This window comes from Streptomyces sp. NPDC096205 (assembly GCF_044763135.1).
Taxonomy (GTDB): domain Bacteria; phylum Actinomycetota; class Actinomycetes; order Streptomycetales; family Streptomycetaceae; genus Streptomyces.
The window spans coordinates 197,691-224,272 of sequence record NZ_JBIWFS010000003.1; the positions used below are offsets into that span (position 1 = coordinate 197,691).

Annotated in this window: 27 protein-coding genes; 13 read left to right on the forward strand and 14 right to left on the reverse strand. The window is 69.3% G+C overall.

The features are described 5' to 3' along the window. The first annotated feature begins 473 nt into the window (after nucleotides 1-473). Entirely contained in the window at nucleotides 474-1,715 is a 1,242-nt protein-coding gene (locus tag ACIQ6Y_RS13325) for a YibE/F family protein (protein ID WP_404036862.1), read from the forward strand. Nucleotides 1,716-1,866: 151 nt separating this feature from the next. Here ACIQ6Y_RS13325 and ACIQ6Y_RS13330 read toward each other — a convergent pair whose 3' ends face one another. The 4 genes from ACIQ6Y_RS13330 to ACIQ6Y_RS13345 all read right to left on the reverse strand — a co-directional run bounded on the left by ACIQ6Y_RS13330 (nucleotide 1,867) and on the right by ACIQ6Y_RS13345 (nucleotide 4,191). Next, nucleotides 1,867-2,304 carry an SsgA family sporulation/cell division regulator gene (locus ACIQ6Y_RS13330; RefSeq protein ID WP_404036865.1) on the reverse strand — a complete coding sequence of 146 codons (438 nt, stop codon included), beginning with the start codon at nucleotides 2,302-2,304 and terminating at the stop codon, nucleotides 1,867-1,869. A 96-nt stretch (nucleotides 2,305-2,400) separates the two neighbouring features. Further along, nucleotides 2,401-3,135: an IclR family transcriptional regulator gene (locus ACIQ6Y_RS13335; protein ID WP_404038306.1), complete on the reverse strand. Its 735-nt coding sequence runs from the start codon at nucleotides 3,133-3,135 to the stop codon at nucleotides 2,401-2,403. A 369-nt stretch (nucleotides 3,136-3,504) separates the two neighbouring features. Next, nucleotides 3,505-3,717 (reverse strand): DUF5326 family protein, encoded by a 213-nt coding sequence (locus ACIQ6Y_RS13340; protein WP_404036868.1) that lies wholly within the window; start codon nucleotides 3,715-3,717, stop codon nucleotides 3,505-3,507. A gap of 156 nt (nucleotides 3,718-3,873) precedes the next feature. Beyond that, nucleotides 3,874-4,191: a cupin domain-containing protein gene (locus ACIQ6Y_RS13345; protein ID WP_404036871.1), complete on the reverse strand. Its 318-nt coding sequence runs from the start codon at nucleotides 4,189-4,191 to the stop codon at nucleotides 3,874-3,876. A gap of 57 nt (nucleotides 4,192-4,248) precedes the next feature. Between ACIQ6Y_RS13345 and ACIQ6Y_RS13350 the strand changes: the two genes are divergently transcribed. The 5 genes from ACIQ6Y_RS13350 to ACIQ6Y_RS13370 all read left to right on the forward strand — a co-directional run bounded on the left by ACIQ6Y_RS13350 (nucleotide 4,249) and on the right by ACIQ6Y_RS13370 (nucleotide 7,950). Next, on the forward strand, nucleotides 4,249-4,626 hold the full coding sequence (locus tag ACIQ6Y_RS13350; protein ID WP_404036874.1) for a phage holin family protein: 378 nt from the start codon (nucleotides 4,249-4,251) through the stop codon (nucleotides 4,624-4,626). A 6-nt stretch (nucleotides 4,627-4,632) separates the two neighbouring features. Beyond that, complete coding sequence (locus ACIQ6Y_RS13355; RefSeq protein WP_404036876.1) at nucleotides 4,633-5,124, forward strand: low molecular weight protein-tyrosine-phosphatase; 492 nt, start codon at nucleotides 4,633-4,635, stop codon at nucleotides 5,122-5,124. Then, nucleotides 5,121-6,254 (forward strand): cystathionine gamma-lyase, encoded by a 1,134-nt coding sequence (locus ACIQ6Y_RS13360; RefSeq protein WP_404036878.1) that lies wholly within the window; start codon nucleotides 5,121-5,123, stop codon nucleotides 6,252-6,254. Before ACIQ6Y_RS13355 ends, ACIQ6Y_RS13360 begins: the two co-directional genes overlap by 4 nt. Nucleotides 6,255-6,476: 222 nt before the next feature. Beyond that, complete coding sequence (locus ACIQ6Y_RS13365; protein ID WP_404036880.1) at nucleotides 6,477-7,382, forward strand: LysR family transcriptional regulator; 906 nt, start codon at nucleotides 6,477-6,479, stop codon at nucleotides 7,380-7,382. Between the two features lie 85 nt (nucleotides 7,383-7,467). Beyond that, entirely contained in the window at nucleotides 7,468-7,950 is a 483-nt protein-coding gene (locus ACIQ6Y_RS13370) for an NUDIX domain-containing protein (protein ID WP_404036883.1), read from the forward strand. Nucleotides 7,951-7,954: 4 nt separating this feature from the next. Here ACIQ6Y_RS13370 and ACIQ6Y_RS13375 read toward each other — a convergent pair whose 3' ends face one another. Beyond that, nucleotides 7,955-8,587 carry an HAD family hydrolase gene (locus ACIQ6Y_RS13375; protein WP_404036886.1) on the reverse strand — a complete coding sequence of 211 codons (633 nt, stop codon included), beginning with the start codon at nucleotides 8,585-8,587 and terminating at the stop codon, nucleotides 7,955-7,957. Between the two features lie 213 nt (nucleotides 8,588-8,800). Between ACIQ6Y_RS13375 and ACIQ6Y_RS13380 the strand changes: the two genes are divergently transcribed. Then, nucleotides 8,801-9,667: a GNAT family N-acetyltransferase gene (locus ACIQ6Y_RS13380; RefSeq protein WP_404036889.1), complete on the forward strand. Its 867-nt coding sequence runs from the start codon at nucleotides 8,801-8,803 to the stop codon at nucleotides 9,665-9,667. A 118-nt stretch (nucleotides 9,668-9,785) separates the two neighbouring features. On the opposite strand, the gene ACIQ6Y_RS13385 is transcribed toward ACIQ6Y_RS13380, so the two are convergent. Then, complete coding sequence (locus ACIQ6Y_RS13385; RefSeq protein ID WP_404036891.1) at nucleotides 9,786-10,994, reverse strand: MFS transporter; 1,209 nt, start codon at nucleotides 10,992-10,994, stop codon at nucleotides 9,786-9,788. Between the two features lie 137 nt (nucleotides 10,995-11,131). On the opposite strand from ACIQ6Y_RS13385, the gene ACIQ6Y_RS13390 reads away from it, so the two are divergent. Together ACIQ6Y_RS13390 and ACIQ6Y_RS13395 are read left to right on the forward strand one after the other, a co-directional pair. After that, complete coding sequence (locus ACIQ6Y_RS13390) at nucleotides 11,132-11,590, forward strand: MarR family winged helix-turn-helix transcriptional regulator (RefSeq protein ID WP_404036894.1); 459 nt, start codon at nucleotides 11,132-11,134, stop codon at nucleotides 11,588-11,590. 9 nt (nucleotides 11,591-11,599) lie between these two features. Continuing rightward, nucleotides 11,600-12,052 (forward strand): GNAT family N-acetyltransferase, encoded by a 453-nt coding sequence (locus ACIQ6Y_RS13395; RefSeq protein WP_404036896.1) that lies wholly within the window; start codon nucleotides 11,600-11,602, stop codon nucleotides 12,050-12,052. Nucleotides 12,053-12,152: 100 nt separating this feature from the next. Here the strand turns inward: ACIQ6Y_RS13395 and ACIQ6Y_RS13400 are convergent, their stop codons facing one another. Together ACIQ6Y_RS13400 and dnaB are read right to left on the reverse strand one after the other, a co-directional pair. Continuing rightward, on the reverse strand, nucleotides 12,153-13,538 hold the full coding sequence (locus ACIQ6Y_RS13400) for a serine hydrolase domain-containing protein (RefSeq protein WP_404036899.1): 1,386 nt from the start codon (nucleotides 13,536-13,538) through the stop codon (nucleotides 12,153-12,155). A gap of 58 nt (nucleotides 13,539-13,596) precedes the next feature. After that, complete coding sequence (dnaB, locus tag ACIQ6Y_RS13405; protein ID WP_404036902.1) at nucleotides 13,597-15,066, reverse strand: replicative DNA helicase; 1,470 nt, start codon at nucleotides 15,064-15,066, stop codon at nucleotides 13,597-13,599. Between the two features lie 451 nt (nucleotides 15,067-15,517). On the opposite strand from dnaB, the gene ACIQ6Y_RS13410 reads away from it, so the two are divergent. Further along, on the forward strand, nucleotides 15,518-16,864 hold the full coding sequence (locus tag ACIQ6Y_RS13410) for an MATE family efflux transporter (RefSeq protein ID WP_404036905.1): 1,347 nt from the start codon (nucleotides 15,518-15,520) through the stop codon (nucleotides 16,862-16,864). A 168-nt stretch (nucleotides 16,865-17,032) separates the two neighbouring features. Here the strand turns inward: ACIQ6Y_RS13410 and rplI are convergent, their stop codons facing one another. From rplI to rpsF, 4 genes are all read right to left on the reverse strand, one after another. Further along, nucleotides 17,033-17,479: a 50S ribosomal protein L9 gene (gene rplI / locus ACIQ6Y_RS13415; protein WP_386377860.1), complete on the reverse strand. Its 447-nt coding sequence runs from the start codon at nucleotides 17,477-17,479 to the stop codon at nucleotides 17,033-17,035. Between the two features lie 18 nt (nucleotides 17,480-17,497). Next, a complete protein-coding gene (rpsR, locus tag ACIQ6Y_RS13420) occupies nucleotides 17,498-17,734 on the reverse strand; it encodes a 30S ribosomal protein S18 (RefSeq protein WP_003949403.1) in 237 nt (78 codons plus the stop codon). A gap of 58 nt (nucleotides 17,735-17,792) precedes the next feature. After that, on the reverse strand, nucleotides 17,793-18,377 hold the full coding sequence (locus ACIQ6Y_RS13425) for a single-stranded DNA-binding protein (protein WP_404036909.1): 585 nt from the start codon (nucleotides 18,375-18,377) through the stop codon (nucleotides 17,793-17,795). Between the two features lie 77 nt (nucleotides 18,378-18,454). After that, complete coding sequence (rpsF, locus tag ACIQ6Y_RS13430; protein ID WP_009189556.1) at nucleotides 18,455-18,745, reverse strand: 30S ribosomal protein S6; 291 nt, start codon at nucleotides 18,743-18,745, stop codon at nucleotides 18,455-18,457. A 265-nt stretch (nucleotides 18,746-19,010) separates the two neighbouring features. Here rpsF and ACIQ6Y_RS13435 point away from each other — a divergent pair, with 265 nt between their 5' ends. The 3 genes from ACIQ6Y_RS13435 to ACIQ6Y_RS13445 all read left to right on the forward strand — a co-directional run bounded on the left by ACIQ6Y_RS13435 (nucleotide 19,011) and on the right by ACIQ6Y_RS13445 (nucleotide 21,773). Next, a complete protein-coding gene (locus ACIQ6Y_RS13435) occupies nucleotides 19,011-19,322 on the forward strand; it encodes a hypothetical protein (protein WP_404036913.1) in 312 nt (103 codons plus the stop codon). 187 nt (nucleotides 19,323-19,509) lie between these two features. Continuing rightward, the gene (gene femX / locus ACIQ6Y_RS13440; protein WP_404036916.1) at nucleotides 19,510-20,631 is read left to right on the forward strand and encodes a peptidoglycan bridge formation glycyltransferase FemX; all 1,122 of its coding nucleotides are present in this window, start codon (nucleotides 19,510-19,512) and stop codon (nucleotides 20,629-20,631) included. 110 nt (nucleotides 20,632-20,741) lie between these two features. Continuing rightward, nucleotides 20,742-21,773, forward strand: a complete 1,032-nt coding sequence (locus ACIQ6Y_RS13445; protein WP_404036919.1) for an alanine racemase — start codon at nucleotides 20,742-20,744, stop codon at nucleotides 21,771-21,773. A 104-nt stretch (nucleotides 21,774-21,877) separates the two neighbouring features. On the opposite strand, the gene ACIQ6Y_RS13450 is transcribed toward ACIQ6Y_RS13445, so the two are convergent. Further along, complete coding sequence (locus ACIQ6Y_RS13450; RefSeq protein WP_404038309.1) at nucleotides 21,878-23,374, reverse strand: glycosyltransferase family 87 protein; 1,497 nt, start codon at nucleotides 23,372-23,374, stop codon at nucleotides 21,878-21,880. 150 nt (nucleotides 23,375-23,524) lie between these two features. Then, nucleotides 23,525-26,245, reverse strand: coding sequence for a transglycosylase domain-containing protein (locus tag ACIQ6Y_RS13455; protein WP_404036922.1), 2,721 nt, complete (start codon nucleotides 26,243-26,245; stop codon nucleotides 23,525-23,527). Nucleotides 26,246-26,582 lie beyond the last annotated feature (337 nt).

Below are 26,582 nucleotides of genomic sequence, written 5' to 3' on the forward strand. Positions count from 1 at the left end.
CCCTCGGGGGCCACGGTGACAGCCACGAGGGCGGCCACGAGGCCGGGTACCCCGCCGATGGAACGGGGTACGGCAGCAGCGCCGGAGCCGGGCAACGGGCCCGAGGGGGCTACGGGACCGGGCAGGGCCGCGGGACCGATGGTGGCCACGCCTCGGGTCACGGGCGTGGAAACGGCGAAGCCCCTGGGGCCGGCGGCGGGCGTGGACCCGGAAGCGGGCACGGGGCTGACGGCGGATGGGGAGCCGGGGGTGGCTACGGGGCCGACAGCGGACGGGGCGGCGGCCCTGCTTCCGGCGGCGGCCACGGTGCTGGGACTGGTCACGGTTCCGGCGGCGGCCACGGTGCTGGGGGTGGTCACGGTTCCGGCGGCGGCCACGGTGCCGGTGGAGGCCACAGTGCCGGTGGGGGGCACTCGCACGGGCACAGTCACAGTCATGGGCCTGCCGCGCCGGTCTCCAAGCATCTGCGCAAGGTGATCGCGGCGATCCTCGTCCCGTTCGCGGCCGCGGTGGTCGTGGGCCTCGCCGTGCTGTGGCCCGGCGGCGCGCCGCAGCACGAGCGCACGGGTGTCGGTTTCGACCGGCAGACGGAACAGGCGACGGTCACCAAGGTCGAGCGGGTGGACTGCAAGTCGGTCAACGCCTCCGGCGTCCCCCCGACCGGCGACACCTCCACGGCGGAGGGCTCCTCCGCGCAGCAGCAGGAGAACGGCAGCTGCAAGCGGGCGACGATCAGGGTCGACTCGGGCAAGGACAGCGGGCGTACGTTCACCGAGATCGTGCAGCCCGACCAGTCGCGGCAGTTGCACGAGGGCCAGGAGGTCGTGGTCGCCTACGAGCCCTCCGCCCCGAAGGACCTGCAGTACTCCGTCGCCGATGTGAACCGGCGGCTGCCGCTGGGCGTACTCGCCGGGATCTTCGCGATCGCCGTCGTCCTCGTGGGCCGGATGCGCGGCGTGATGGCGCTGGTGGCGCTGGCCATCAGCTTCCTGGTGCTCAACTTCTTCATCCTGCCCGCGGTGCTGCAGGGCTCGAACCCGCTGGTCGTGGCGGTGGTCGGGGCGAGCGCCATCATGCTGATCGCGCTGTATCTGTGCCACGGACTGTCCGCGCGGACCTCGGTGGCTGTGCTCGGCACGCTGATCTCGCTGCTGCTGATCGGCGTGCTCGGCTCGTGGTTCATCGACTGGGCGGCACTCACCGGCAACACGGACGACAACACCGGCCTCATCCACGGGCTGTATCCGTCGATCGACATGAGCGGTCTGCTGCTGGCGGGCATCATCATCGGCTCGCTCGGTGTGCTGGACGATGTCACGGTCACCCAGACGTCGGCGGTCTGGGAGCTGCACGAGGCCAATCCGACGATGGGCTGGCGCGGCTTGTACCGCGCCGGCATCCGAATCGGCCGCGACCACATCGCGTCGGTCGTCAACACCCTCGTCCTCGCCTACGCGGGCGCGGCCCTGCCGCTGCTGCTGCTCTTCTCGATCGCGCAGAGCAGTGTGGGAGCGGTCGCCAACAGCGAGCTGGTCGCGGAGGAGATCGTCCGTACGCTGGTGGGCTCGATCGGCCTGGTGGCCTCGGTGCCGGTCACGACCGCCCTGGCGGCGCTGATGGTCTCCGCCGACCGTCCGGCCCTCTCACCCTCGGAGGCCAGTCCGACTCCCGCCGCGGCGGCCCGGACCGGCAGGGGCCGCCGCCGCAAGCGCTGAGGGCTGCCGCCGTGCCTCGCCATGTGCCCGGAAGCGTCATGTGCCTCAAAGCGAGGCACAGCGTCATGCGCCTCAAAGCGAGGCACAGCGTCATGCGTCTGCGCGCACGGACCCTGATGAAGCGTTACGCCACCTCAGTGCACGTCCCACCTCACCCCGCGCTCTGCTCCTCGGCCAGGATGCGATCCAGAGCCTCGTCGAGATGCGTGTCGAAGTCCGCGAGCGAGGTCTCCTGACCGAGCGGCACCAGCTTGTCGGTGCGGTCGAGGAACGCCACCAGCGGTGCCGTCGAGGAGCGGAACAGCGCCTGGTCGCTGCCGACCTGAAGTCGGATCAGCACCTCGCCCAAGGACTCGGGTTCGACCGGCGCGACCCGCACGTCGCCCTCGCCGCTCGGCTGACCGACTCCGTCGATGAGCAGCTCGCGCCCGAACGCCCATGTCACGGGGGCATCCCCCGGCAGATGGAAAGTCAGCCGAATGGCGTAGGGATCACAGGTCTCGTAGCCCAGCTCGACCGGGATCCGGAAGGAGAGCTCCTCAGAGACGAGAAAGCTCATCATGACCTCTGCCTGCACCGACTCGCGCATCGCCTACCCCGTCTTTGCCGTGGACTGGCCGGGAATGAACCCTGATCGTGGTGGCATCTTGCTCAACGTGCACACCAGATCACAAGGAGTGAGTTTTCAGATACTGATAGAGATCGCCAGCGAACCCAGCAGACGCTCGACTTCACCCTGCAATTGCCGGGCTGCGGAGTGCAGACGGGCCTCGTGCTGGAGCGGCAGGGAGATGGCCATCGTGGCTGCGCTGCTACCCACAGTGATCGGAATAGCCGCGCAGACCGTGCCCAACGCGTACTCCTGACGCTCGATCACCGGAGCCATCCGTTCCATCCGGTCGAGCCGGCGCAGCATGGCATCCGTGTCCCGCACGCTGTACGGGGTGACGGCCTGGACCGGATAGCGCTCCAGGTGGTCGCGACGGGCCTCATGGTCCAGCTGGGACAGCAGACACTGCCCGATGGCGTGCGCATGTCCGGTCTCGCGGAAGTCGGCCCACTCCTCCACGGCGGGGTTGCCCGGGGTGTCGGAAACACAGACGACGTTGATCTCGCCGTCGCGGTACTGGGCGTAGTACACCGGCACACCGATCGAATCGCGCCATTGCGCGAGGGCCTCGACCACCGTGCTGCGACGTTTCTGCTGTGCTCCGCTGCTGCTCAGCCGCTCGGCTGCCTCGCCCAGGAAGAACAGGCCCTTGTCCCGGCGCAGATAGCCCTCGTGCACCAGGGTGCGCAGCAGGTGGTAGGCGGTCGGCAGGGCCAGGCCGGTCTCCCTGGCGAGCTGTTTGGCGGGGGCTCCGTGCTGGTGTCCGGCGGCGCACTCCAGCAGGCGCATCGCTCGCTGGACGGAGCCGATGAGGGTGGTGGTGGCCGGGTGCGGAGGCCGTGCTCCCGCCGGGGCCGGCTGTTCCGGGGGCCTGGTGAGGATCCGGGCGGGGTCGGGGGGTGCGTGGGGGGAAGCGGGGGCGGTGGTGTCAGCCGTGGCCAAGGGGTCACTCCCGAAGCGCGAGGGTGCTGCCCGTGCGGGGGGACACGGGAGGGGTGTACGGGGGTGTACGCCGTTCGCGGGGGATTCCCGCGTCGATTTCCGGACTCTAACGGCCCGTCACCGCCTGCGGACGGCCCGCCCGCAAAACTTCCCTCGCCCGAGGGAACCGGTGGTTCCTATTGCCGCCCACCGGCTTTGTCGTTCACCGGCTTTGCCCTCCACCGGCTCCTCGTACGGTCACCAGTCGCCGCGGGAGGAGGAGCCCGCGGTGAACTTCCGTACGACGTAGATGAGTCCACCCACCAGGGCCACGAAGATCAGCAGCTTGAACAGCAGGGCGACGACGAACTTGGCGACCGCGGCTATCAGCCCGCCGAACACCACCAGGGCGATGATCGGCACCGCGACCCACTTCACCCACCACGGCAGTCCCGCGAAGATCTCTCGCATCGCCCTCGTCCTTCTCTCCCGTCCCTCCGGGCTCTTGCCGCCCTTCGGGATCTTCCGATGTCCTGCTTCGATGCTAGGGCGGAGGAGGGGCCCGGCGGGGGTCTCGCACCCCTTGTCCTCCCCTGACCGGTCCCCTAGGGAATCCAGGGTCCGGCCTCAGCTCTCGGGCGGAGAGAACACCACGAGAACCCGCAGGTCCTCGCTGATGTGGTGGAACTTGTGCGGCACTCCGGCCGGGACGTAGACGACGCTGCCGCGGGCCACCTGGGTGGTCTCCAGGCCCACGGTGATCGAGGCGTGGCCGCTGACGACGAAGTACACCTCGTCCTGGTTGTGCGGCTGCTGCGGATCGTGCTCGCCCGCGGCGAGCGCGTACAGACCGACCGACATGTTCCGCTCCCGCAGGAACTGCAGGTAGGCGCCATCGTTGGCGGCGCGCTCCGCCTCCAGTTCGTCCAGCCGGAATGCCTTCATCGCGTTGTTGCCTCGCGCCCCTGCTCGTAGCGGATCTGGTCTGCCACGATCAGACACATGATGAATTTCCTAGTCAAGACACTCGCCAACGCCGGCGCCCTCGCAGTCGCCGTGTGGCTGCTGGACAAGATCACCCTGACCGAGGGCAGCACCGGCAAGAAGGTCGGCACGCTGCTGCTCGTGGCGCTGCTCTTCGGCCTGGTGAACTTCCTGGTCAAGCCGGTGGTGAAGCTGCTGAGCCTGCCCCTGCTGATCCTGACGCTCGGCCTGTTCACCCTCGTCGTGAACGCGCTGATGCTGCTGCTGACGTCCTGGCTGGCCGACAAGCTGGACCTGAGCTTCCACGTCGAGGGCTTCTGGACCGCTGTCGTCGGTGCCCTGATCATCTCGATCGTCTCCTGGGCGCTGAACGTCATCCTGCCCGACAAGGACTGAGCAGCCATGACGTACCGCGTCTGTTTCGTCTGCACCGGCAACATCTGCCGTTCCCCGATGGCCGAGTCCGTCTTCCGCGCGCGGGTCGCGGAGGCCGGGCTGGACGGCGAGGTGGAGGTCGACAGCGCCGGCACGGGCGGCTGGCACGAGGGCGACCCCGCCGACCCGCGCACGGTGGCCGTCCTGGAGGAACACGGCTACGACGGCGACCATGTCGCCCGGCAGTTCCAGGTCTCCTGGTTCTCCCGGCTCGACCTCGTGATCGCCCTCGACGCCGGCCATCTCAAGGCCCTGCGCCGCCTCGCCCCGACGGAGCAGGACGCGGCGAAGGTACGGCTGCTGCGGTCGTACGACCCCACCGCCGGCGGCGACCTCGACGTACCCGACCCGTACTACGGCGGCATGGACGGCTTCGAGGAGTGTCTGGAGATGGTGCAGTCGGCGAGCACCGGCCTGCTCCACGCGGTCCGTGAGCAACTGGAAGGGCGGGCGGCATGACCGGTCCGGGACAGGGCGAGGGCACGCGCGTGGTGCGGGCCGGGCTCCCGGAGCCGGTCAAGCACGAGCCGACCGTGCCGGGGCCGGTGTTCGCCGCGCACTTCCATCTGCCGGGCGAGCCGACGGGGCCGTACACCTACGGCCGTGACGAGAACCCGACCTGGACCCTTCTGGAGCGGGCCGTCGGCGAGCTGGAGGCGCCCGGGCGCGACGGCGTCGAGACGCTCGTGTTCGCCTCTGGGATGGCGGCCGTCTCCGCGGTGCTCTTCTCGCAGCTGCGTGCCGGGGACGCGGTCGTGCTGCCCAGCGACGGCTACCAGGCGCTGCCGCTGGTGCGCGCCCAGCTGGAGGCGTACAGCATCGAGGTACGCACCGCGCCGACCGGCGGGGACGCGCAGCTCGGCGTCCTGGACGGGGCGCGCCTGCTGTGGCTGGAGACGCCCTCCAATCCGGGGCTGGACGTGTGCGATGTGAGCCGGCTCGTGGAGGCGGCACACGCGCGTGGCGCTCTGGTGGCGGTGGACAACACCCTCGCCACTCCGCTCGGGCAGCGTCCGCTGGAGCTGGGCGCGGACTTCGCGGTGGCCAGCGGCACCAAGCAGCTGACCGGGCACGGGGACGTCCTCCTCGGCTATGTGGTCGGCCGCGCGGGCGAGGCGATGACGGCCGTGCGGCGCTGGCGGAAGATCGTCGGAGCGATTCCGGGGCCGATGGAGGCCTGGCTCGCGCACCGTTCGCTCGCCACGCTTCAGCTGCGCGTCGACCGGCAGAGCGCCACCGCCCTCGCGGTCGCCGAGGCGCTGCGCGACTGGCCCGAGGATCTGGGCGTGCGCTATCCGGGGCTGCCCGGCGACCCTTCGCACGAGATCGCCGCGCGGCAGATGCGCCGCTATGGATGCGTGGTGTCGTTCACCCTGCCCACGCGTGCGCGTGCCGAGCGTTTTCTTCAGGCGCTGCGGCTCGTGGACGACGCGACGAGCTTCGGTGGCGTACGGTCCACCGCCGAGCGGCGCGGGCGCTGGGGAGGCGACGCGGTGCCGGAGGGCTTCGTCCGGCTGTCGGTGGGCGCGGAGGACGCCGAGGATCTGGTGGCGGATGTACTGCGGGCGCTGGCGGAGTCGGCGAAGTAGCCGGCTGGGAGACACCCGCACGGGGTGCCCTACGTCGATCGGACGGTCCGAGCCTCCCCCCTCGTGGCTCGGACCGTCCTCGGTTCCGCGCGCGAAGAACCGCTCGGACAAGGCTAGTTGACTCTGTGTCAGAGTCCAATCACGGTAGCGACAGAGCCCTATCGACAAATTTATAGTTGGTCCCTTCCCGAGCCGCGGGGGCAGCGAAAGAGAGGGCGTGCCATGGATCTGGCCTTGCTGCGCACGTTCGTGACCGTGCACCGGGCCGGTTCCTTCACCCGCGCCGCCGCCCTGCTCGGACTGTCCCAGCCGGCCGTGACCTCCCAGATCCGCACGCTGGAACGGCAACTGGGCCGCCCGCTGTTCCTGCGGCAGGCCCGTGGGGTGACGCCGACGACCATCGGCGACGAACTCGCCCACAAGGCCGCGCCGCATCTCGACGCCCTGGTGGAGATCGCGGAGAGCGGGATCGACGACGAGTCCTCGCTCAGGACCCTGCATCTGGCGGGGCCGCCCGAGTTCATCGCCGAGCGCGCACTGCCCGCGCTGGTGGAACTCACCGGCGACGACGGCCAGGGATTCGCCTTGCGCGTCTCCTTCGGGAACGCCGACGAGATCATGGAGGGCCTGGCCGCCGGGCATCACGATCTGGCCATCAGTACGGCCCAGCCGCGCGGCGCCCTGCTCACGGCGACTGCGCTGTGTGACGAGGAGCATGTGCTGGTGGCCGCCCCGCGCTGGGCGGAGTGGATCACCCCTGGTGCCCTGAGCGACAAGGACGCCTCCGCCCTGGCAAACCTCCCGGTCGTGGAGGTGCACGAGTCGCTGCCCTTCGTCTCGCGCTACTGGGCCTCCGTCTTCGACTGCCGTCCCGCAGCCTCCGGCACGGTCGTCGTCCCGGACCTTCGCGCGGTGCTCACCTGCGCGATCGCGGGCGCCGGGCTCGCGGTGCTGCCTCGCTATCTGTGCGCGGCCGCCCTGGAGCAGGGGGACGTCGTCGCCCTGCACGAGCCCGCCGTTCCGCCGCTGCGGACGTACTTCCTGGTCGTCCGCACCGGGACGCTGGCGATGCCACACATCGCCCGGGCGCACGAGTGGCTGCTGCACGCGGCGGCGGACTGGTCCTGAGGGCCATCAGGCCCGTCACCACATGAGCTTGGTTGGTGACGGTTCGCAATGTTTCACGTGGAACAAGCGGGGCCACATTTCTCCCATGACCGTCCGACCCGTGGTCAAGCGCACCGCCCGTGCAGTCCTCCTGGACGGCGACGACCTGATCCTGATCAAGCGCACCAAGCCCGGCATGGATCCCTACTGGGTCACCCCCGGCGGCGGCGTGGAGCCCGAGGACCCGACCGTCGTCGACGCCCTGCATCGCGAGGTGCACGAGGAACTCGGCGCCAAGATCACCGATGTCGTGCCCTGCTTCGTCGACACCGTCGAGCACATCGGCGAGGACGGCGGCGCGACCGGCGTAAAGGTGCAGCACTTCTTCGTCTGCCGTCTCGAGTCGATGGACCCGGCGCTGCGCCACGGCCCCGAGATCGAGGAACCCACGGGTGAGTACGAGATCGTCCGGGTGCCCTTCACCCGCGTCGGCATCGCCTCCGTCCACCTCGTACCGCTGTCGCTGCGCCACTACTTGGACGGCAACATCGAGGGAGTGCGGGCGATGCACGCGCCCGATCTGGGCTGAGCCGTTAGCTGGAGTGCCGGACCAGTTCGTAGGCGTCCCACAGATCCCTGCCCGCGTACGCGTGGGTGGCGAGGCCCGCGAGGTGGTCGTCCGCGTTGACCGCGACGGACGTCGGCACCACGGCGAACAGGTCCTTGTCCGACAGCGAGTCTCCGTACGCCACGCACGCGGACCGGCTCACACCGAACTCCGCGCACAGCCGGTCGGCGATCACCACCTTGGCCGCCGCGCTCAGCACCCCGGCCGGGTCCATCGGCTCGGTGAACGGCACAGCGGGGAACCGGGAGCCGTAGGCCGCATGGGCGCCCCAGCCGGTGAGCCGCTCCACGAAGAACGACGGAGACAGCGAGACGACGGCGCAGTACTCGCCCCGGCTCCTGATCTCGGCCCACACGTCACGGATACGGGACAGCCAGGGCGCGCCCTCGAAAGCCGCGGCCACATGATCTTCGGTCAGATTCGCCCACAGGGTGTGCACGCGCACCGCGTACTCCGGCGGCTCGATGAGCCCCGTGGAGACCGCGCGGTCCAGGGCGACCGTCTCGGCCTCCAGGCCGAGCTGCCGCGAGATCTCCCGGGGCGCGCTCGTGCCATGGAGCAGGGTGCCGTCCAGATCGAAGAGATGAAGGCGTGCCATGGGCCCTGAGGCTAATGGGGGCGGTGATCGATGTGCCGGGGCGTCCGCTCCCTGGGCGGCAGCTGCCCGTCGCCCGGCGTTCGCCGTTGTTTCACGTGAAACACCGCATATCCGCCGGCCCGCCGTGCAGTGCGCCACAGCGTGGCCAAAAGGGCCTACGTCTCGGCCCAAACAGGTGGACGCCGAGGGTCCCCGTCGGACAGCCTGACCTGCGTGCCGACACCTTCCCTCTCCGCTCTGCCCATCCGCCGTCTGACGTTCCGCGATCTCACCGCCTGCGCCGACTTGTCCGAGAACAGGGGGTGGCCGCGCGAGGAGCACAAGTGGGGCCTTCTCCTCACGGCCGGGAGGGGGTACGGCATCGACGACCCCGACGGCGGGCTGATGAGCGCCTGCGTCGTCACCGAGTACGGCCCTCAGGACCGCCCCGATCTGGCGGCCATCGGCATGGTCCTGGTCGCGGAGCGGTACGCCCGGCAGGGCGTGGGACGCCGGCTGATGCGGCATGTCGTCGCGGCCATGGGCACCACCCCCCTGACCCTGCACGCCACCCCCAACGGCCTTCCGCTGTACGAGGAGCTCGGGTTCAAGGTCGTCGGGCAGGCGGAGATGCTGCGCGGCCGCTTCAGCCCCGAGAGCGCGGGAACCGGCATCTCGACCCGGGCGGCCACCGCCGAGGACGTCACCTCGCTCCTGCGGCTCGACGAGCCGGCCTTCGGGACCGACCGCACGCACATGATCACCCGGCTGCCGGCCTTCGCCGATCTGCTCCATGTCGCCGAGGAGGACGGCCGGATCATCGGCTACGCCGCCGCCTGGCCCAACATGGACACCCATGTGGTGGGTCCGCTGATCGCCCGTGACACCGAGACGGCCAAGGCTCTCATCGCCTCGCTCGCCGGGCGCACCGACCGGCCGCTGCGCACCGACATCGACGTACGGCACAGCGAGCTGATCGACTGGGCCAAGGAGCGCGGCCTGCAGTCGGTCGCCTTCAACGCCGTCATGACGTACGGCATCGGGGAGTTGCCCGGTGACTGGAGCCGACGGTTCGCTCCGCTGACGGTGGCGGCGGGCTGACCTCGGGCACGCCGTGAGCGCCGGGCTCGGAGGAGACCAGCGCTCGTCGGCTGAGCTGGCGCACGACTGAGCGCCGGTCCCTTCGCGGGGACCGGCGCTCACGTGTCTTTCTGCAGGGTCAGCTGTGTACGGCGACCCGCTCCTGCTCGGCAGCGGACCCGGCGACCACGGTGCTCCGGTTGCCGCTCCGGCGCTCCAGGGCGGCGGAGAGGACGGCGAGGACCAGAGCCGAGGCGGCGAGGACGGCGCCGACCCAGTTCGGGGCGGTGTAGCCGAGGCCGGCCGCGATGACCAGACCGCCGAGCCAGGCGGACAGGGCGTTGCCCAGGTTGAAGGCGCCGATGTTCACGGCCGAGGCCAGCGTGGGGGCGCCGTGCGCCTGGTCCAGGACACGCTTCTGCAGGGGCGGCACGGTGGCGAAGCCCAGGGCGCCGATCAGGGTGATCGTGATGGCCGACAGGATCTTGTCGTGCGCGGTGAACGTGAACAGGGCGAGGACGACGGCGAGGGCTCCCAGGGAGACGTACAGCATGGGCATCAGCGCCCGGTCGGCGAACTTGCCCCCGACGAGGTTGCCGCCGACCATGCCGAGCCCGAAGAGGACCAGCAGCCAGGTCACCGAGCCGTCGGCGAAGCCGGTGACGTGGGTCATCATCGGCGCGATGTAGGTGATGGCCGCGAAGACGCCGCCGAAGCCGAGGACGGTCATCGCCATGGCGAGCAGCACCTGGACGTTCTTGAACGCGGCCAGCTCGTGACGCAGCCGGACCCCTTCCGGCTTGGGCATGTCGGGGACGAGCCGGGCGATGCCGACGAGGCCGACCACACCGAGCGCGGCGACGAGAGCGAAGGTGACGCGCCAGCCGACGGACTGTCCGACGAGGGTGCCGAGCGGGACGCCGACGACGTTGGCGACGGTCAGACCGGTGAACATCATCGCGATGGCACCGGCCTTCTTGTCCGGCGCGACCAGTTCGGCGGCCACGACCGCGCCGATGCCGAAGAAGGCTCCGTGGGCGAGCGAGGCGACCACGCGCCCGGCCAGCATCAGGGAGAAGGCCGGAGCCAGGGCCGAGAGCAGGTTGCCTGCGATGAACAGGCCCATCAGGACCATCAGCATCCGCTTGCGCGGGATCTTGGTGCCGAGGACCGTCAGCAGCGGAGCGCCGAACATCACGCCCAGCGCGTAGCCGGTCACGAGGAAGCCGGCGGTGGGGATGGAGACCCCGAAGTCGCTCGCGACCTCGGGCAGCAAGCCCATGATCACGAACTCCGTCGTGCCGATTCCGAAGGCCCCGATCGCGAGGGCCAGAAGCGCGAGAGGCATGGGGGTAGACCTTCCCAGATGTTTGCAGGTGCGCTTTACGTGTCATCACAATAGTTGCAGACGCCTGATAATTGCAAGAGCGGGCAATTGCGCCTCTGCTCTACCCTGGAAGCAGCCGCTCTGGAGGAGGAACACCCATGACAGCGACGGACCCCGCGCTCACCGCCCTGTCCCAGGGCTGGTGCGCCCTCTCCCTGCTGCACGGCAGGATCGAGGCGCACATCGAGCGCGCCCTGCAGGCCGGGCACGACCTGAGCGTGCGGGAGTACTCCCTGCTGGACGTCCTCAGCCGCCAGCACGACGGCGAGGGCGGCCATCTGCAGATGAAGCAGGTCGCCGACGCGGTCGTCCTCAGCCAGAGCGCCACCACGCGCCTGGTCACCCGGCTGGAGGACCGCGGACTGCTCGAGCGCTATCTGTGCCCCACCGACCGACGCGGCATCTACACCAACGTCACCCCGGCCGGTCTGGAGCTGCTCGAGGAGGCGCGCCCGACCAACGACAGCGCTCTGCGGGAGGCGCTCGACGAGGCGGCCAAGAACCCCGAACTGGCCCCGCTGGTACGGGTCGTGGAGTCGCTGAAGGTGCCCGCCTAGGCTGCGGGCATGGAAGATCTTGAGATACGCCGGGCCACGGCCGAGGACATCCCAGCGATCGTCGCGATGCTCGCGGACGACCCGCTGGGGGCCCAGCGGGAGTCACCCGACGACCTGACGCCCTATCTGACCGCGTACCAGCGGCTCGCGGCCGACCCGAACCAGCATCTGGTCGTGGCCGTGCGTGAGAGCAGGATCGTCGGCACGCTTCAACTGACGGTCATCCCCGGGCTCTCCCGGCGCGGCTCCACCCGGTCGATCATCGAGGCTGTCCGGGTCCACGCCGACGAGCGCGGCAGCGGGCTCGGTACCCGGCTCATCGAGTGGGCAATCGAGGAGTCACGGCGCCAGCGGTGCCAACTGGTCCAACTGACCTCGGACGTGACCCGGACCGATGCCCACCGCTTCTACGAGCGACTGGGCTTCGCCGCCTCCCACGTGGGCTTCAAGCTCTCGCTCTGAGGCTCAGCGACATCGAGGGGCTCGGGGCGGCGATGTTTCACGTGAAACAGGCCGCTCCCGGTTTCACGTGAAACACAGCCCCTCGCTCCGCGCCGGTCCGCTAGCCGATCCCCCGCCAGCCGTCCGGGTCCACCTCGCCAGGGACGTCGGCGGTCTCGTCGTACGGCTTACGGGTGAACACGAACGAGCCGAGATCGAGATGACCCACCGAGCCGTCGGGCCGGCGTACGGCTCGTAGAATCTCGCCCGCGAAGTAGCCCTCCAGGCCGGTCCAGGTGCCGTCGCCGTTCGCCCGGAACCGCGAGCGGCGGCCCGTGCCGGACAGCGGCCCCAGCCAGAGCAGTCCGTCGGCCGTCAGTCGCAGCCCGAAGGCGCTGGTCCCCCAGTACCACGGCCCGGCCAGCTCCAGCGGAGCCTCGTGGGCCTCAGGCAGGGGCTTCCAGGGCTCGGGGATGCGGGGTTCGGCCTCGGCGACGATACGGACGAGATCGGCGCCCACCGCAGAAATCTGCGGGCCCGAGGTGCAGTTGGTGAGGACCACCGCAGCCACGTCGTCCGCCACGCTGATCGTGAGGTTGGCCAGGAAGCCCGGCAGTGATCCCGAGTGGCCTACGAGCAGCCGGCCGTCCCGGTGCTGGATCTGCAGACCGAGCCCGTATGCGGCCCCGTCCGCGAGATCGGCGGCCTCGGCAGGAGCCGCGGGGGTCCGCATCTCCCGAAGGCTCTCCGCGCTCAGCACCCGCTCGTCGCCCTGGGCCAGAAAGGCCGCGAAGCGGGCCAGGTCGCCACTGGTGGACCAGAGCTGCCCGGCCGGGGCCATCCGGCCGAGGTCCTCGAGAGGTTCCGGCATCATCACATCGGCCCAGGGGTGAACCGCCCAGCCGCCCGCATGCGGTGCCTGCGGTTGTCCGCTGGTGCGCTTGAGGCCGAGGGGTTCGAGCACCTCGCTGCGCAGCACGTCCTCCCAGGGTGCCCCGCGCAGCTTCTCGACGAGCGCGCCGAGCAACGTATAGCCGGGGTTGGAGTAGTGGAACCGCGAACCTGCCGGGTGCAGGACGGGTCGCTCTCCCAGCACGTCCGAGAGCTCGGGCCGCAGCGAGCCCGGAGTGCGTTCCCACCACGGCGCCGGGGACTCCGCGGCCAGTCCGCTGGTGTGCGCGAGCAGTTCGCGGATCGTCACCTCTCCGGCGCCGGTGCCCGGCAGATGCTTCTCCAGCGGGTCGCCGAGGTCGAGCATCCCCTCGTCGCGCAGCCGCAGGACGAGCACCGCAGTGAAGGTCTTGGTGATCGAGCCGATCCTGTACTGCACATTCTCGTCCGGGCCATGGCCGTCGACCGACGTCCGCCACCCGTGCCACACGGCCCGCCCGCCCCGTACGACGGCCGCCACGAGCGAGGGGGTCCGCCCTTCGGCCTGGGCCACGGCGACGCGATGCAGCAGCGCCCGGCGCGTGGCGGGCAGAAGGTCTTCCTGAGCTGGTGTCATGCGCCCAGTCCACCCGTCGGGGCGGCCGACGTCGAGCCCATTTCACCGAGGGCGTGGATCAGGTCTGGGCCATGTCCACGAAACGGGAGTAGTGGCCCTGGAAGGCCACCGTGATGGTGGCCGTGGGGCCGTTACGGTGCTTGCCGACGATGATGTCGGCCTCGCCGGCGCGCGGTGACTCCTTCTCGTACGCGTCCTCGCGGTGCAGCAGGATGACCATGTCGGCGTCCTGCTCGATGGAGCCGGACTCACGCAGGTCGGACACCATCGGCTTCTTGTCCGTGCGCTGCTCGGGACCACGGTTGAGCTGCGACAGGGCGATCACCGGGACCTCGAGCTCCTTGGCCAGCAGCTTGAGGTTACGGGACATGTCCGAGACCTCCTGCTGGCGGCTCTCGGAGCGCTTGGAGCCGCCGGACTGCATCAGCTGGAGGTAGTCGATGATCACGAGCTTGATGTCGTTGCGCTGCTTCAGACGGCGGCACTTGGCGCGGATCTCCATCATCGACAGGTTCGGGGAGTCGTCGATGTAGAGCGGCGCCGAGGACACCTCCGGCATCCGGCGGGCAAGCCGGGTCCAGTCCTCGTCCGTCATCGTGCCGGACCGCATGTGGTGCAGGGCGACACGGGCCTCGGCGGACAGCAGACGCATCGCGATCTCGTTGCGGCCCATTTCGAGGGAGAAGATGACGCTCGGCAGGTTGTGCTTGATCGACGCGGCGCGGGCGAAGTCCAGCGCGAGCGTGGACTTACCCATAGCGGGACGCGCGGCGATGACGATCATCTGGCCCGGGTGCAGGCCGTTGGTGAGCGAGTCGAGGTCGGTGAAGCCGGTGGGGACACCGGTCATCTCGCCGCTGCGCGAGCCGATCGCCTCGATCTCGTCGAGGGCGCCCTCCATGATGTCGCCGAGCGGCAGATAGTCCTCGCTGGTGCGCTGCTCGGTGACGGCGTAGATCTCCGCCTGGGCGCGGTTGACGATCTCGTCGACGTCGTCGTCGGCCGCGTATCCCATCTGGGTGATGCGGGTGCCCGCCTCGACCAGGCGGCGCAGCACCGCCCGCTCATGGACGATCTCGGCGTAATACTCGGCGTTGGCGGCCGTCGGGACCGTCTGGACGAGGGTGTGCAGATACGATGCGCCGCCGACCTTGTTGATCTCGCCGCGCTTGGTGAGCTCGGCGGCGATCGTGATGGGGTCGGCAGGCTCGCCCTTGGCATAGACGTCGAGGATCGCCTGGTAGATCGTCTCGTGGGCGGGCTTGTAGAAGTCGTGGCCCTTGAGGATCTCGACGACGTCGGCGATGGCGTCCTTGGACAGCAGCATGCCGCCGAGCACGGACTGCTCGGCGTTCAGATCCTGCGGCGGCACCCGCTCGAAGGTCGGGCCTCCGCCGCCCTCCCAGTCATCGCGGTCGTGCTGCTCCTCGCGGCCTCGGCCGCCGTCGCTACGCCTACGGGAGGCGGGCAGACGATCACCCGGCCCGCTGTCGGCCCACGGGTCGTCCAAGGGCTCGGAAATGCTCACCGAGCCACCTCCTCCCGTCCGCCGAGCGGACCTCGCCGTGCCTCTCTTTTCTACGGCACGGCACTGACAAAACGAGAAGCCCAACTCCGTTTCTAGCGCGTCGTTTTTGTGTCGTTTTCACGAGCGACGGACGGAGCGGGCGCCGGACCACGGTAGGCCCCCGGGCACCGTCAGCCAATCTGGTTATCCACAGGCCATGTGGACGACGGCCCAGATGCTGTGGAGAACTCCGTGAAACCTGTGCACGACCCGGTGGACAGCCCTGTGAACAAGCCCCCACAGTCTCTGCGGCCATGGCCCTGACCTGCGACTTTCCCATCCACCGGCTGTGCAGAAGAAAAACTTCCCCAGTCGGGCCAAGATCAGTTCCGAACCTGTGGGGAAGCACACTCACAGTGACGATGGGTAAGGGGCGCAAATGCTTTGCATCTCTTACCTGTGGACGATTACATTGACAGTCATGACGCAGGCTCCCACGACCCTCAGGGCCACCCGACGACAGCACGACCGCGAGATCCTCGCGCTGGCCGTCCCGGCCTTCGGCGCGCTCGTCGCCGAGCCCCTCTTCCTCATGGCCGACAGCGCCATCGTGGGCCACCTCGGCACCGCACAGCTCGCCGGACTGGGCATCGCCGCCGCCCTCCTCGCGACGGCCGTCAGCGTCTTCGTCTTCCTCGCCTACGCCACCACAGCCGCCGTCGCCCGCCGGGTCGGCGCCGGCGACCTCCAGGCCGCCATACGCCAGGGCATGGACGGCATCTGGCTGGCCCTGTTGCTCGGAGCCGGCGTCATCGCCCTCGTCCTGCCGACCGCTGCATCCCTGGTCGACCTCTTCGGCGCCTCCCAGACAGCCGCTCCCCACGCGACCACCTATCTGCGGATCTCGGCACTCGGCATCCCCGCCATGCTCGTCGTGCTCGCCGCCACCGGAGTGCTCCGCGGACTTCAGGACACCAAGACACCGCTCTACGTGGCCGTCGCGGGCTTCGTCGCCAACGCCGCCCTGAACGCGGGCCTGGTCTACGGCGCCGACCTCGGTATCGCCGGCTCCGCCTGGGGCACGGTCATCGCCCAGTGGGGCATGGCCGTCGCCTACCTCGTCGTCGTGATCCGCGGAGCCCGGCGGCACGGGGCCTCTCTGCGCCCCGATGCCACCGGGATAAAGGCCTCCGCGCACGCGGGAGTGCCGCTGCTCGTGCGCACACTGTCGCTGCGGGCGATCCTGATGATCGCCACGGCGGTCGCCGCCCGACTGGGAGACGCCGAGGTCGCCGCGCACCAGATCATCCTGTCGCTGTGGAGCCTGCTGGCCTTCGCCCTCGACGCCATCGCCATCGCGGGACAGGCCATCATCGGCCGCTACCTCGGTGCCGATGATCCCCAGGGTGCCCGCGACGCCTGTCGTCGCATGGTGCAGTGGGGCATCGGGGTCGGAGTGGTGCTCGGCGCCCTGGTCGTCGCGGCCCGGCCGGTGTTCCTGCCGCTGTTCACCAGCGACTCCACCGTGACGGACACCGCGCTGCCCGCGCTCATCGTCGTCGCCTTGTCCCAGCCGGTCTGTGGAGTGGTCTTCACCCTCGACGGGGTGCTCATGGGCGCCGGAGACGGCCCGTATCTCGCCTGGGCCATGCTGCTGACCCTGGCGGTCTTCGCCCCGGTCGCTCTGCTCGTGCCCGCCCTGGGCGGCGGCCTCACCGCGCTGTGGGCCGCGATGACCCTGATGATGACCGTGCGGATGGCGACCCTGTGGCTGCGCACCCGCTCGGGCCGCTGGCTCGTCACGGGCGCGACACGCTGATCCCGGCTGCCCAGGGCTGGCCAGGGCCGAGGTTTCTGAGCGCCCCGACCCAGGGCCGACGTTTCTGAGCACCCCAGCACGGGGCCGACGTTTCACGTGAAACACACAGAAGGGGCCGCACCCAGCGGGTGCGGCCCCTTCTGTCAGCTGTTCAGCCGATCGCGAGCATCAGCCCGCGACAACCTCGATGTTGACCTTGGCGGCAACCTCGGGGTGCAGACGCACGGACGTCTCGTGGGCGCCCAGGGTCTTGATCGGCGCACCGAGCTCGATGCGACGCTTGTCGACCTCGGGGCCACCGGCGGCCTTGATCGCCGAAGCGACGTCGGCCGGGGTGACGGAGCCGAAGAGACGGCCGGCGTCGCCGGAGCGAACGGCCAGACGGACCTTCACGCCCTCGAGCTGGGCCTTCACAGCGTTGGCCTGCTCGATGGTCTGGATCTCGTGGATCTTGCGAGCACGACGGATCTGCTCGACGTCCTTCTCGCCACCCTTGGTCCAGCGGATCGCGAACTTCCGCGGGATCAGGTAGTTGCGAGCGTAACCGTCCTTGACGTCGACGACGTCGCCCGCGGCACCGAGGCCGGAGACCTCGTGGGTGAGGATGATCTTCATGTTTCGGTCACCCTTCCCTTATCGCGCGGTGGAGGTGTAGGGCAGCAGCGCCATCTCACGGCTGTTCTTCACGGCCGTGGCGACGTCACGCTGGTGCTGCGTGCAGTTGCCGGTCACGCGGCGGGCACGGATCTTGCCGCGGTCGGAAATGAACTTCCGCAGCATGTTCGTGTCCTTGTAGTCCACGTACGTGACCTTGTCCTTGCAGAACGCGCAGACCTTCTTCTTAGGCTTGCGCACAGGCGGCTTCGCCATGGTGTTTCTCCTGTGTGATCAAGAAGTTTGGGTACGACCCCACCCCTGACCCGAGGGTCTAGAAGGGGGGCTCGTCCGAGTAGCCGCCGCCGTTGCCGGAGCCACCGCCCCAGCCACCGCCACCGCCGCCCTGCTGGCCACCGGCGGGAGCGCCGGTCGCCCAGGGGTCCTCGGCGGGAGCGCCGCCCTGCGGGGCGCCACCGGAGCCGCCGCCCCAGCCGCCGCCCTGCTGGCCGCCACCGCCGCCGAAGCCGCCGCCACCACCCTGGCCACCGCGGCCGGCGGTCTTGGTGACCTTGGCCGTGGCATTGCGCAGGCTGGGACCGACTTCCTCGACGTCCAGCTCGTAGACCGTGCGCTTGACACCCTCACGGTCCTCGTACGACCGCTGCTTCAGCCGGCCCTGCACGATGACGCGCATGCCTCGCTGGAGCGACTCGGCGACGTGCTCCGCCGCCTGACGCCAGACCGAGCAGGTCAGGAACAGGCTCTCGCCGTCCTTCCACTCGTTGGTCTGACGGTCGAAGGTGCGGGGGGTGGACGCGACACGGAACTTCGCGACCGCCGCACCCGAGGGGGTGAAGCGCAGCTCGGGGTCATCGACAAGATTGCCGACGACCGTGATGACGGTCTCGCCTGCCATGGGGGAACCTCTCGGCGGGTTTGCTGCTGGCTGCTTGCGGTGCTACTCGAAACCCGAGATCAGCTGAGCGAGGAAGCTCAGTGGGTCTCGGGACGGAGGACCTTGGTCCGGAGGACCGACTCGTTCAGGTTCATCTGGCGGTCGAGCTCCTTGACGACCGCAGGCTCGGCCTGCAGGTCGATGACCGAGTAGATGCCCTCGGGCTTCTTCTTGATCTCGTACGCGAGACGACGACGGCCCCAGGTGTCGACCTTCTCGACCTTTCCGCCACCGTCACGGACGACAGAAAGGAAGTTCTCGATCAGCGGGGAGACAGAGCGCTCCTCGAGATCGGGGTCGAGGATGACCATCACCTCGTAGTGACGCATGTGGAACCCACCTCCTTTGGACTCAGCGGCCACGGTCGTTCCGTGGCAGGAGGGTTGTGATGCGTAGACAACGGTATCGGCCACCACTGACAATCGGGGGTCTCACTGGGAGATCCCGGGCCGCGGTCTGGGCAGACACCGGTGCAGACGGTACAGACTACCCGCACACCGGCTTCCGGTTGAAATCAGGCCGCCAGGACCGTCAATCTGTACACATCGGGTGTGTATGGCGCTACGATGCGCCGCCTTCCGCAGGAGGTGCCCCATGGCACAAGCATTGCGACCCAACACCGCCGGATCCCTGTTCGCCACTGACGACAAGGCCCATCCTCTCCAGGACACGCTGCTCGCCGTGACCGTCGTACTCGGGGCGATCTCCTTCATCACGGCGATGTTCCACAACCTCCATCTGCTCAGCTCCTGGACGGGTCTGGTGGGGATCATCACCGGCGCCTACGGACAGTGGATCTCCGAGACCACCCGTGAGCGCTTCGGGCTGATCCTGGGCCTCGGTGCGTGCGCCGTCGGCTTCTTCCTCGGCATGGCGCACGGGGGCCTCTTCGGCGGCCTGTGGTGAGAGCACCGGCGCCGCCCCGGCGCTGAGAGACCGCTGAACGACACGGCGTGGCACGCCCCGGCCGCCCTTGGACCGGGGCGTTGCCGCCGTGCGCCCAGGCAGGGCGCTCGCAAGGCGCAGTAGGCTTCGGCGCGAGAGCCGGAGCCCCTGTACCCATGGGGACACACCAGCCCGAGGAGCGCCCCGAATGAGCCTGACCCTGAGGACCATCAGCCGCGAGCAGCATCTGGCTTACATCCAGAGCCTGCCGGCGGCGAGTCACATGCAGGTCCCGGCCTGGGCCGACGTCAAGGCGGAGTGGCGCTCGGAGAACCTCGGCTGGTTCGACGAGCGGACCGGCGAGCTGGTCGGCGTGGGTCTGGTCCTCTACCGGCAGCTGCCCAAGATCAAGCGCTACCTCGCCTATCTGCCCGAGGGCCCGGTCATCAACTGGTTCGCGCCGAACCTCGACGACTGGATCCAGCCGATGCTGGCCCACCTCAAGCAGCAGGGCGCCTTCTCCGTGAAGATGGGCCCGCCGGTGATCATCCGGCGCTGGGAGGCCAACTCCATCAAGGCGGGCATCCAGAGCCCCGATGTGAAGCGGCTGCGCGACATCGAGGCCGACTTCATCGAGCCGCGCGCCTTCGAGGTGGCCGACAAGCTGCGCCGTATGGGCTGGCAGCAGGGCGAGGACGGCGGGGCCGGCTTCGGCGATGTACAGCCCCGTTACGTCTACCAGGTGCCGCTGGCCAACCGGTCGCTGGAAGAGGTCCACAAGAACTTCAACCAGCTGTGGCGCCGCAACATCAAGAAGGCCGAGAAGGCCGGCGTGGAGGTCGTCCAGGGCGGCTACCACGACCTCGAGGAATGGCAGCGGCTGTACGAGATCACCGCGGTGCGCGACCACTTCCGGCCCCGCCCGCTGTCGTACTTCCAGCGCATGTGGACGGCCCTCAACTCCGAGGACCCCAACCGGATGCGGCTGTACTTCGCCCGCCACAACGGTGTGAACCTGTCCGCGGCGACGATGCTGATCGTCGGCGGGCACGTCTGGTACTCCTACGGCGCCTCCGACAACATCGGCCGCGAGGTCCGGCCCTCGAACGCGATGCAGTGGCGGATGCTGCGCGACGCCTACGCGCTCGGCGCGAGCGTCTACGACCTGCGCGGCATCTCCGACTCGCTGGACGAGTCCGACCACCTCTTCGGCCTGATCCAGTTCAAGGTGGGCACGGGCGGCCAGGCCGCCGAGTACCTCGGCGAGTGGGACTTCCCGCTGAACAAGCTGCTGCACAAGGCGCTGGACATCTACATGTCGCGCCGCTGACCGCGCTTTCACCAGCCGCGTCGCTGACCGGGCGTCACGCGCTTCGGTACCGTCGATAGCTCCCATACCTCTGATACACCGCAGCCACGAGAAAGGTTCCAGGTCCGGCCATGGCGCTCACGCTCTACGTCGACACCGCGCGCTGGCGGGCGCACCACAAGCACGTGCAGGAGCAGTTCCCGGGACTCGTGCCGGTCTGCAAGGGCAACGGCTACGGCTTCGGGCACGAACGGCTCGCGGAGGAGGCCACGCGGCTCGGCTCCGACGTCCTCGCCGTCGGCACGACGTACGAGGCCGCGCGCATCAAGGACTGGTTCGGCGGTGACCTGCTGGTGCTGACGCCCTACCGGCGCGGCGAGGAGCCGGTGCCGCTGCCGGACCGGGTGATCCGCTCGGTGTCGTCGATCGACGGCGTGTACGGCCTGGTGGGCGCCCGGGTGGTCATCGAGGTGATGTCCTCGATGAAGCGGCACGGCATCAGCGAGCAGGACCTGCCGCAGCTGCACGCCGCCATAGAGAACGTCCGGCTGGAGGGCTTCGCCATCCACCTGCCGCTGGACCGCACCGACGGCTCGGACGCCGTCGAGGAGGTCATCGGCTGGATGGACCGGCTGCGCGCGGCCCGGCTGCCGCTGCACACGATGTTCGTCAGCCATCTCAAGGCCGACGAACTCGCCCGGCTCCAGCAGCAGTTCCCGCAGACCCGGTTCCGCGCGCGGATCGGCACCCGGCTGTGGCTGGGCGACCACGAGGCGACCGAGTACCGCGGCGCGGTCCTGGACGTCACTCGGGTGGCCAAGGGCGACCGCTTCGGCTACCGCCAGCAGAAGACGGCCTCGGACGGCTTCCTGGTGGTCGTGGCGGGCGGTACGTCGCACGGAGTGGGCCTGGAGGCCCCCAAGGCGCTGCACGGCGTCATGCCGCGCGCCAAGGGCGTCGCACGCGCCGGCCTGGCCACGGTCAACCGGAACCTTTCTCCGTTCGTCTGGGGCGGCAAGCAGCGCTGGTTCGCGGAGCCGCCGCACATGCAGGTGTCGATCCTGTTCGTGCCGGCCGACGCCCCCGAGCCGAAGGTCGGTGACGAGCTGGTGGCCCATCTGCGGCACACCACCACGCAGTTCGACCGCCTCGTCGACCACTGAGCCTCGCGGGGCCAGGTCCCCGCTGGATCACGCAGGGCATGCAGAAGGCCGTACACGGACCTCCGTGTACGGCCTTCTGCATGTCGGCTCCGAGCCTTGTTCGCTCAGGGCGAACTCTTCTCCGTGGTGCCCCACTCCACCTGCGGCCCCTCGAAGTGGGCCGCGTGCCGCGGGGGATGAGCCGCGCGGCCGAGGGTGAAGACGTCCTCCGCGCCGTCGAGGACTCCGCCCGACGGGTCGTCGTCGCCCTCCCTGCGGACCACGTCCCGTTGCGGCATGAGGATGTCGCGGACGACCACGACGCACAGGTAGAACGTCCCCGCCAGGTGCACGCCGATCGCCCAGTGGTAGCCGTCGGTGGGCAGGCCCTTGTGGGCGTCTCCGCTGGTCGTGTACGCGAGGTACAGCCAGATCCCGAGGAAGTAGGCCACCTCGCACGCCTGCCAGATCAGGAAGTCCCGCCACCGGGGCCTAGCCAGCACGGCCAGCGGCACCAGCCACAGCACGTACTGGGGCGAGTAGACCTTGTTGGTGAGGATGAACGCCGCGACGATCAGGAACACCAGCTGCGCGAAGCGAGGCCGGCGCGGAGCCATCAGCGCGAGCGCGGCGACCCCCGCGCAGCACAGCAGCATCAGCAGGGTCGCGAGGGTGTTGACGGTCTCGGTCTCCAGCGGGTCCTTCGAGTTCTGGGCCATGATCAGCCAGAAGGAGCCGAAGTCGACGCCCCGCTCCTGGCTGAAGGTGTAGAACTTCGACCACCCGTCGAAGGCGAAGACCATCACGGGCAGGTTCACCACCACCCAGGCCCCGGCGGCGCCTCCCAGCGCCGTGCCGAACTCCCGCCACTTGCCCGCGCGCCAGCACAGCACGAGCAGCGGTCCCAGAAGCAGGAAGGGATACAGCTTGGCGGCCGTGGCGAGCCCCAGCAGGACGCCGAAGGCGAGGGAGCGCCCCCGCGACCACATCAGCATCGCCGAGGCCGTCAGAGCGACCGCCAGCAGGTCCCAGTTGATGGTCGCGGTGAGTGCGAAGGCGGGGGCCAGGGCGACCAGCAGACCGTCCCAGGGGCGGCGTGCGTGTGTGCGGGCGACGCAGACGGCGATGACCGCCGCGCACGCCATCAGCATCCCGGCATTGACCATCCAGTACCACTTCTCCTGGTGCTGGATGCTGCCGCTGCCGGGTGTCAGCCAGGCGGCGACCTCCATGAACACACCGGTCAGCACCGGGTATTCGAGGTACTCCATGTCACCGGGCAGCCGGTCGAAGTACGGCACGAGTCCGTCCGCGAAGCCGCGACCGTTGTAGAGGTGCGGGATGTCGGAGTAGCACGCGTGGGTGTACTGCGAGCTGGCGCCGAAGAACCAGCCCCCGTTGTAGCAGGGCGCCTTCTGGACCAGGCCGATGGCGAACATGCCGATCGCCACGAGCGCGATGATCCGCACGGGCGTCCACCAAGACGTACCGAGCAGGGCGTGCCGCCCGAGGGGACCGCCGATCAGCTCGCTGCCGCTCGCAGCGACCGAGTCGGCCCGGGTCGGCGCCACCGGGTCGGTCGGGCGGGCTTGCGTTCCTTCTGCACTGGGCATGGGGCACATCCTGCCGTACATGTCTGGGAAAACGCCGAGGGCCGCCACACCCGGGTGGGGTGCGGCGGCCCGATGTTTCACGTGAAACACCTGCTTCGGCGGAACAGCGGGTGTTTCACGTGAAACACCCGCTCCGGGCGAAACGGCGGCTAGCGGTGACTAACCAGTTGTTCCTTCGAAGATGCCTCCGCCGTCGTTCCCGTTGCCGTTGCCGGGACCGCCGTCCGTCGGTGAGGGCGTCGGCGAGGTACTGACTCCGCCGTCCGTTCCGCCCGTGTCCAGGCCGCCCGTGTCCGTGCCACCGGTGTCCGTGCCGCCCGTGGTGGTCTCGTCACACTTCCACCAGTTGTTGCAGGAGTCGGACGGCGACGGCGTGGGCGACGGGTCGGGCTTGTTGTCCTTGCTCGGCGACGGTGTCGGGCTCGGCTCCTCCTCCGACTCACTCGGCGAGGGGGTGGGCGTCGGTGTCGGCTCGGCGTTGACGACCTCGCCGATGGGCTCGGGCTCCGGGAACTTCACGGCCGGCAGGTTCTTCAGAGCCTCGTCCATGTAGTCGTGCCAGATCTCCGACGGGAACGACGCACCGTGGATCGAGTCCTGGTCACCGGTGCCGTACATCGGGAGGAACGTACGGTTCTTGAGCTTCTCGTCGTCCGGGTAACGGAACATGGTGACCGCGGTCGACAGCTGCGGCGTGTAGCCCACGAACCAGGCCGACTTGTTCTCGTCGGTGGTACCGGTCTTGCCGGCCACGTCCCGGCCGGGCAGTGCCGCGTTGGTACCCGTGCCCTCCTCGACGACGGTCTTCAGCACGTCGGTGACGTTGTCGGCGACCTCCGAGGTGAACGCCTGCTCCGTCTGCGTCTTGTGCGTGAAGACCGGGCCGTCCTTGCTGGTGACCTTCTGCACCGAGAACGGCTCGCGCTGCTTGCCGCTGGCCGCGAAGGTGGCGTACGAGCCGGCCATACGGATGGCGCTGGGGTCGGAGATGCCGATGGAGAACGACGGGTAGTTGGTGCCCGCCAGGCTGTCCTCACGCAGGCCCGCGGCGATCGCGGCCTCCTTGACCTTGTCCAGGCCGACGTCCATGCCGAGCTGCACGAAGGCGGAGTTCACCGACTCACGCATCGCCTCACGCAGATCGATCATGTACTTGGGCGCCTTGCCGACCGACTGCTTGCCGTCGTTCTCCTGCAGCCACTCCTTGCCCTTTTCGTTCGTCCAGACCGACCCGTCGTAGTTCTTGATCTTGAGGTCGTTCTGGCCGCTGTACAGGCTCTTCGGGGAGACGACCGTGCGCTCGTCCTGCGCCTGGGTCTCCGGGCCGTCGGGATCCCGGACACCCCACGTCATCGCCGCCGCGAGCACGAACGGCTTGAAGGTCGAACCGACCTGGGCACCGGTTTCGTCGGCGTTGTTGGTGAAGTGCTTGGTCGCGTCCTCACCGCCGTAGATGGCCTTGATCGCGCCGGTCGCCGGATCCACGGAGGCGCCGCCGAACTGGACGTGCGAGTCCTTGTCGGGGCGCTTCTTGGGGTCGATGTTCTCCTTGCGGACCTTCTTGACCGCGGCCTCCAGCGCCTTGACCTTCTTCTTGTCGAAGGTCGTGTAGATGGAGTAGCCGCCCCGCTGCAGATCGTCCTGGCTGATGTGGGTCTCCTCGCTGTGGCTCACGATGTAGCCGTTGGCGAGGTCGACCAGGTAACCGATCTGGCCGCTCAGGGCGGTGTTGAAGCGCGGGTTCTGGATCTTGGGGAGCTCCCTGTACTTGTCGCGCGTGGTCGGGTCGAGGTGGCCGTACTCGACCATCTTGTCGAGGGTGTCCTGCTGCTGGCGCAGGGCCCGGCGCTGGTTCTTCTCCCGCGTGGCCTCCGCGGGGTCGATCTGCGGGGCGCCCGCCGGGTCGTAGTACGTAGCGCCCTTCAGGGTGGCCGCGAGGAAGGCGCACTCGCCCGGGTTGAGGTCGATGGCGTCCTTGTTGAAGTACGCGCGGGCTGCCGCCTGGATGCCATAGGCGTTACGGCCGTAGTAGGCGGAGTTGAGGTAGCCCTCCATGATCTCGTCCTTGGAGAGCTTGGCGCCCACCTTGATCGAGACGAAGAGCTCCTTGAACTTCCGGGAGACCGTCTGCGACTGGTCGTCCAGCATCGCGTTCTTGACGTACTGCTGGGTGATGGTCGAGCCGCCCTGGGTGTTGCCACCGCGGGCCATGTTGAACATGGCGCGGGCGATGCCCTTGGGGTCGACGCCGCTGTCGGTGCGGAAGGTCTTGTTCTCCTGGGAGATGACGGCGTTCTGCATCTCCTCCGGGATCTGCGCCAGGCTGATGATCTGCCGGTTCGTCTCACCGCCCGTGGCGACCATCTCGGTGCCGTCGGACCAGTAGTAGACGTTGTTCTGCGCGGTCGCCGTGTCCTGCACGTTCGGGACGGTCACCAACGCGTAGCCGACGCCCGCGATGGCGACCAGGCCACCGAAGAAGGCGAGGCTCAGGCCGGAGACGAGCTTCCAGGACGGCATCCAGCGCTTCCAGCCGTACCGGCCCGCGCGCGGGTAGTCGATGATCCGCCTGCGGCCGGGATCCACCGCCCGCCCCCTGCCCCGCCCGGGACCGCCCGGACCAGGTGCGGCACGCCGGCCGCCACGGCCGGGCTCGGCAGCCCGGCGGCGTCCGCCTCCGCTGCGCTGCGCCGCGCGCCGGGCCTCGGCGCGGCCGCCGTACGTAGGCTCCTCGCCTCCCGGCCCGTACGCGTCGGAGGAAGACCCGGTGGCGCCTCGCGGTGCCGCTCGGCGGCCGGAGGACGAGGCGGACGGGCCGCGTCTGGCCGCGGCCCGTCCGCCTCCCTGCGGCTGCGGCGGTTTGCGACGGTGCTCGCTCATCGAACGACTACTCCTCGGGCAGGCGCACCCCTGCGCGCCTGGAAACGGCAGCTGGTTTCCGGTCCCCCCGAAGTACGGACGCGGTCTGTTCCGCATTCACCCGTACTGCACCGGGGACCAGGACGTCCCCAGGCGTCACGCGGTTCCCGGCGGTATGCATGCCGCACAGACTACGCACCGCCAAAACCTGCCTAGCCCCGAAGTTCAACCCAAATCAGGCAACTTGCCACCGACGAATCAGTGATGTGACGCCGCTCACGATCCCCCCTCTTGTCGCACCAGCACCGTCGTTCTATCGTCGTGATGTATCGAGTCGATACATCAGCGCGACATAAGG

What these genes read in the sequence shown, in the direction of transcription:
- ACIQ6Y_RS13330 (WP_404036865.1), bottom strand. Translation starts at nt 2,304, where the DNA reads ATGCGCGAGTCGGTGCAGGCAGAGGTCATGATGAGCTTTCTCGTCTCT.
- ACIQ6Y_RS13340 (WP_404036868.1), bottom strand. Translation starts at nt 3,717, where the DNA reads ATGCGAGAGATCTTCGCGGGACTGCCGTGGTGGGTGAAGTGGGTCGCG.
- ACIQ6Y_RS13345 (WP_404036871.1), bottom strand. Translation starts at nt 4,191, where the DNA reads ATGAAGGCATTCCGGCTGGACGAACTGGAGGCGGAGCGCGCCGCCAAC.
- ACIQ6Y_RS13350 (WP_404036874.1), top strand. Translation starts at nt 4,249, where the DNA reads ATGATGAATTTCCTAGTCAAGACACTCGCCAACGCCGGCGCCCTCGCA.
- ACIQ6Y_RS13355 (WP_404036876.1), top strand. Translation starts at nt 4,633, where the DNA reads ATGACGTACCGCGTCTGTTTCGTCTGCACCGGCAACATCTGCCGTTCC.
- ACIQ6Y_RS13360 (WP_404036878.1), top strand. Translation starts at nt 5,121, where the DNA reads ATGACCGGTCCGGGACAGGGCGAGGGCACGCGCGTGGTGCGGGCCGGG.
- ACIQ6Y_RS13365 (WP_404036880.1), top strand. Translation starts at nt 6,477, where the DNA reads ATGGATCTGGCCTTGCTGCGCACGTTCGTGACCGTGCACCGGGCCGGT.
- ACIQ6Y_RS13370 (WP_404036883.1), top strand. Translation starts at nt 7,468, where the DNA reads ATGACCGTCCGACCCGTGGTCAAGCGCACCGCCCGTGCAGTCCTCCTG.
- ACIQ6Y_RS13375 (WP_404036886.1), bottom strand. Translation starts at nt 8,587, where the DNA reads ATGGCACGCCTTCATCTCTTCGATCTGGACGGCACCCTGCTCCATGGC.
- ACIQ6Y_RS13385 (WP_404036891.1), bottom strand. Translation starts at nt 10,994, where the DNA reads ATGCCTCTCGCGCTTCTGGCCCTCGCGATCGGGGCCTTCGGAATCGGC.
- ACIQ6Y_RS13390 (WP_404036894.1), top strand. Translation starts at nt 11,132, where the DNA reads ATGACAGCGACGGACCCCGCGCTCACCGCCCTGTCCCAGGGCTGGTGC.
- ACIQ6Y_RS13395 (WP_404036896.1), top strand. Translation starts at nt 11,600, where the DNA reads ATGGAAGATCTTGAGATACGCCGGGCCACGGCCGAGGACATCCCAGCG.
- ACIQ6Y_RS13400 (WP_404036899.1), bottom strand. Translation starts at nt 13,538, where the DNA reads ATGACACCAGCTCAGGAAGACCTTCTGCCCGCCACGCGCCGGGCGCTG.
- rplI (WP_386377860.1), bottom strand. Translation starts at nt 17,479, where the DNA reads ATGAAGATCATCCTCACCCACGAGGTCTCCGGCCTCGGTGCCGCGGGC.
- rpsR (WP_003949403.1), bottom strand. Translation starts at nt 17,734, where the DNA reads ATGGCGAAGCCGCCTGTGCGCAAGCCTAAGAAGAAGGTCTGCGCGTTC.
- ACIQ6Y_RS13425 (WP_404036909.1), bottom strand. Translation starts at nt 18,377, where the DNA reads ATGGCAGGCGAGACCGTCATCACGGTCGTCGGCAATCTTGTCGATGAC.
- rpsF (WP_009189556.1), bottom strand. Translation starts at nt 18,745, where the DNA reads ATGCGTCACTACGAGGTGATGGTCATCCTCGACCCCGATCTCGAGGAG.
- ACIQ6Y_RS13435 (WP_404036913.1), top strand. Translation starts at nt 19,011, where the DNA reads ATGGCACAAGCATTGCGACCCAACACCGCCGGATCCCTGTTCGCCACT.
- femX (WP_404036916.1), top strand. Translation starts at nt 19,510, where the DNA reads ATGAGCCTGACCCTGAGGACCATCAGCCGCGAGCAGCATCTGGCTTAC.
- ACIQ6Y_RS13445 (WP_404036919.1), top strand. Translation starts at nt 20,742, where the DNA reads ATGGCGCTCACGCTCTACGTCGACACCGCGCGCTGGCGGGCGCACCAC.
- ACIQ6Y_RS13450 (WP_404038309.1), bottom strand. Translation starts at nt 23,374, where the DNA reads ATGTGCCCCATGCCCAGTGCAGAAGGAACGCAAGCCCGCCCGACCGAC.
- ACIQ6Y_RS13455 (WP_404036922.1), bottom strand. Translation starts at nt 26,245, where the DNA reads ATGAGCGAGCACCGTCGCAAACCGCCGCAGCCGCAGGGAGGCGGACGG.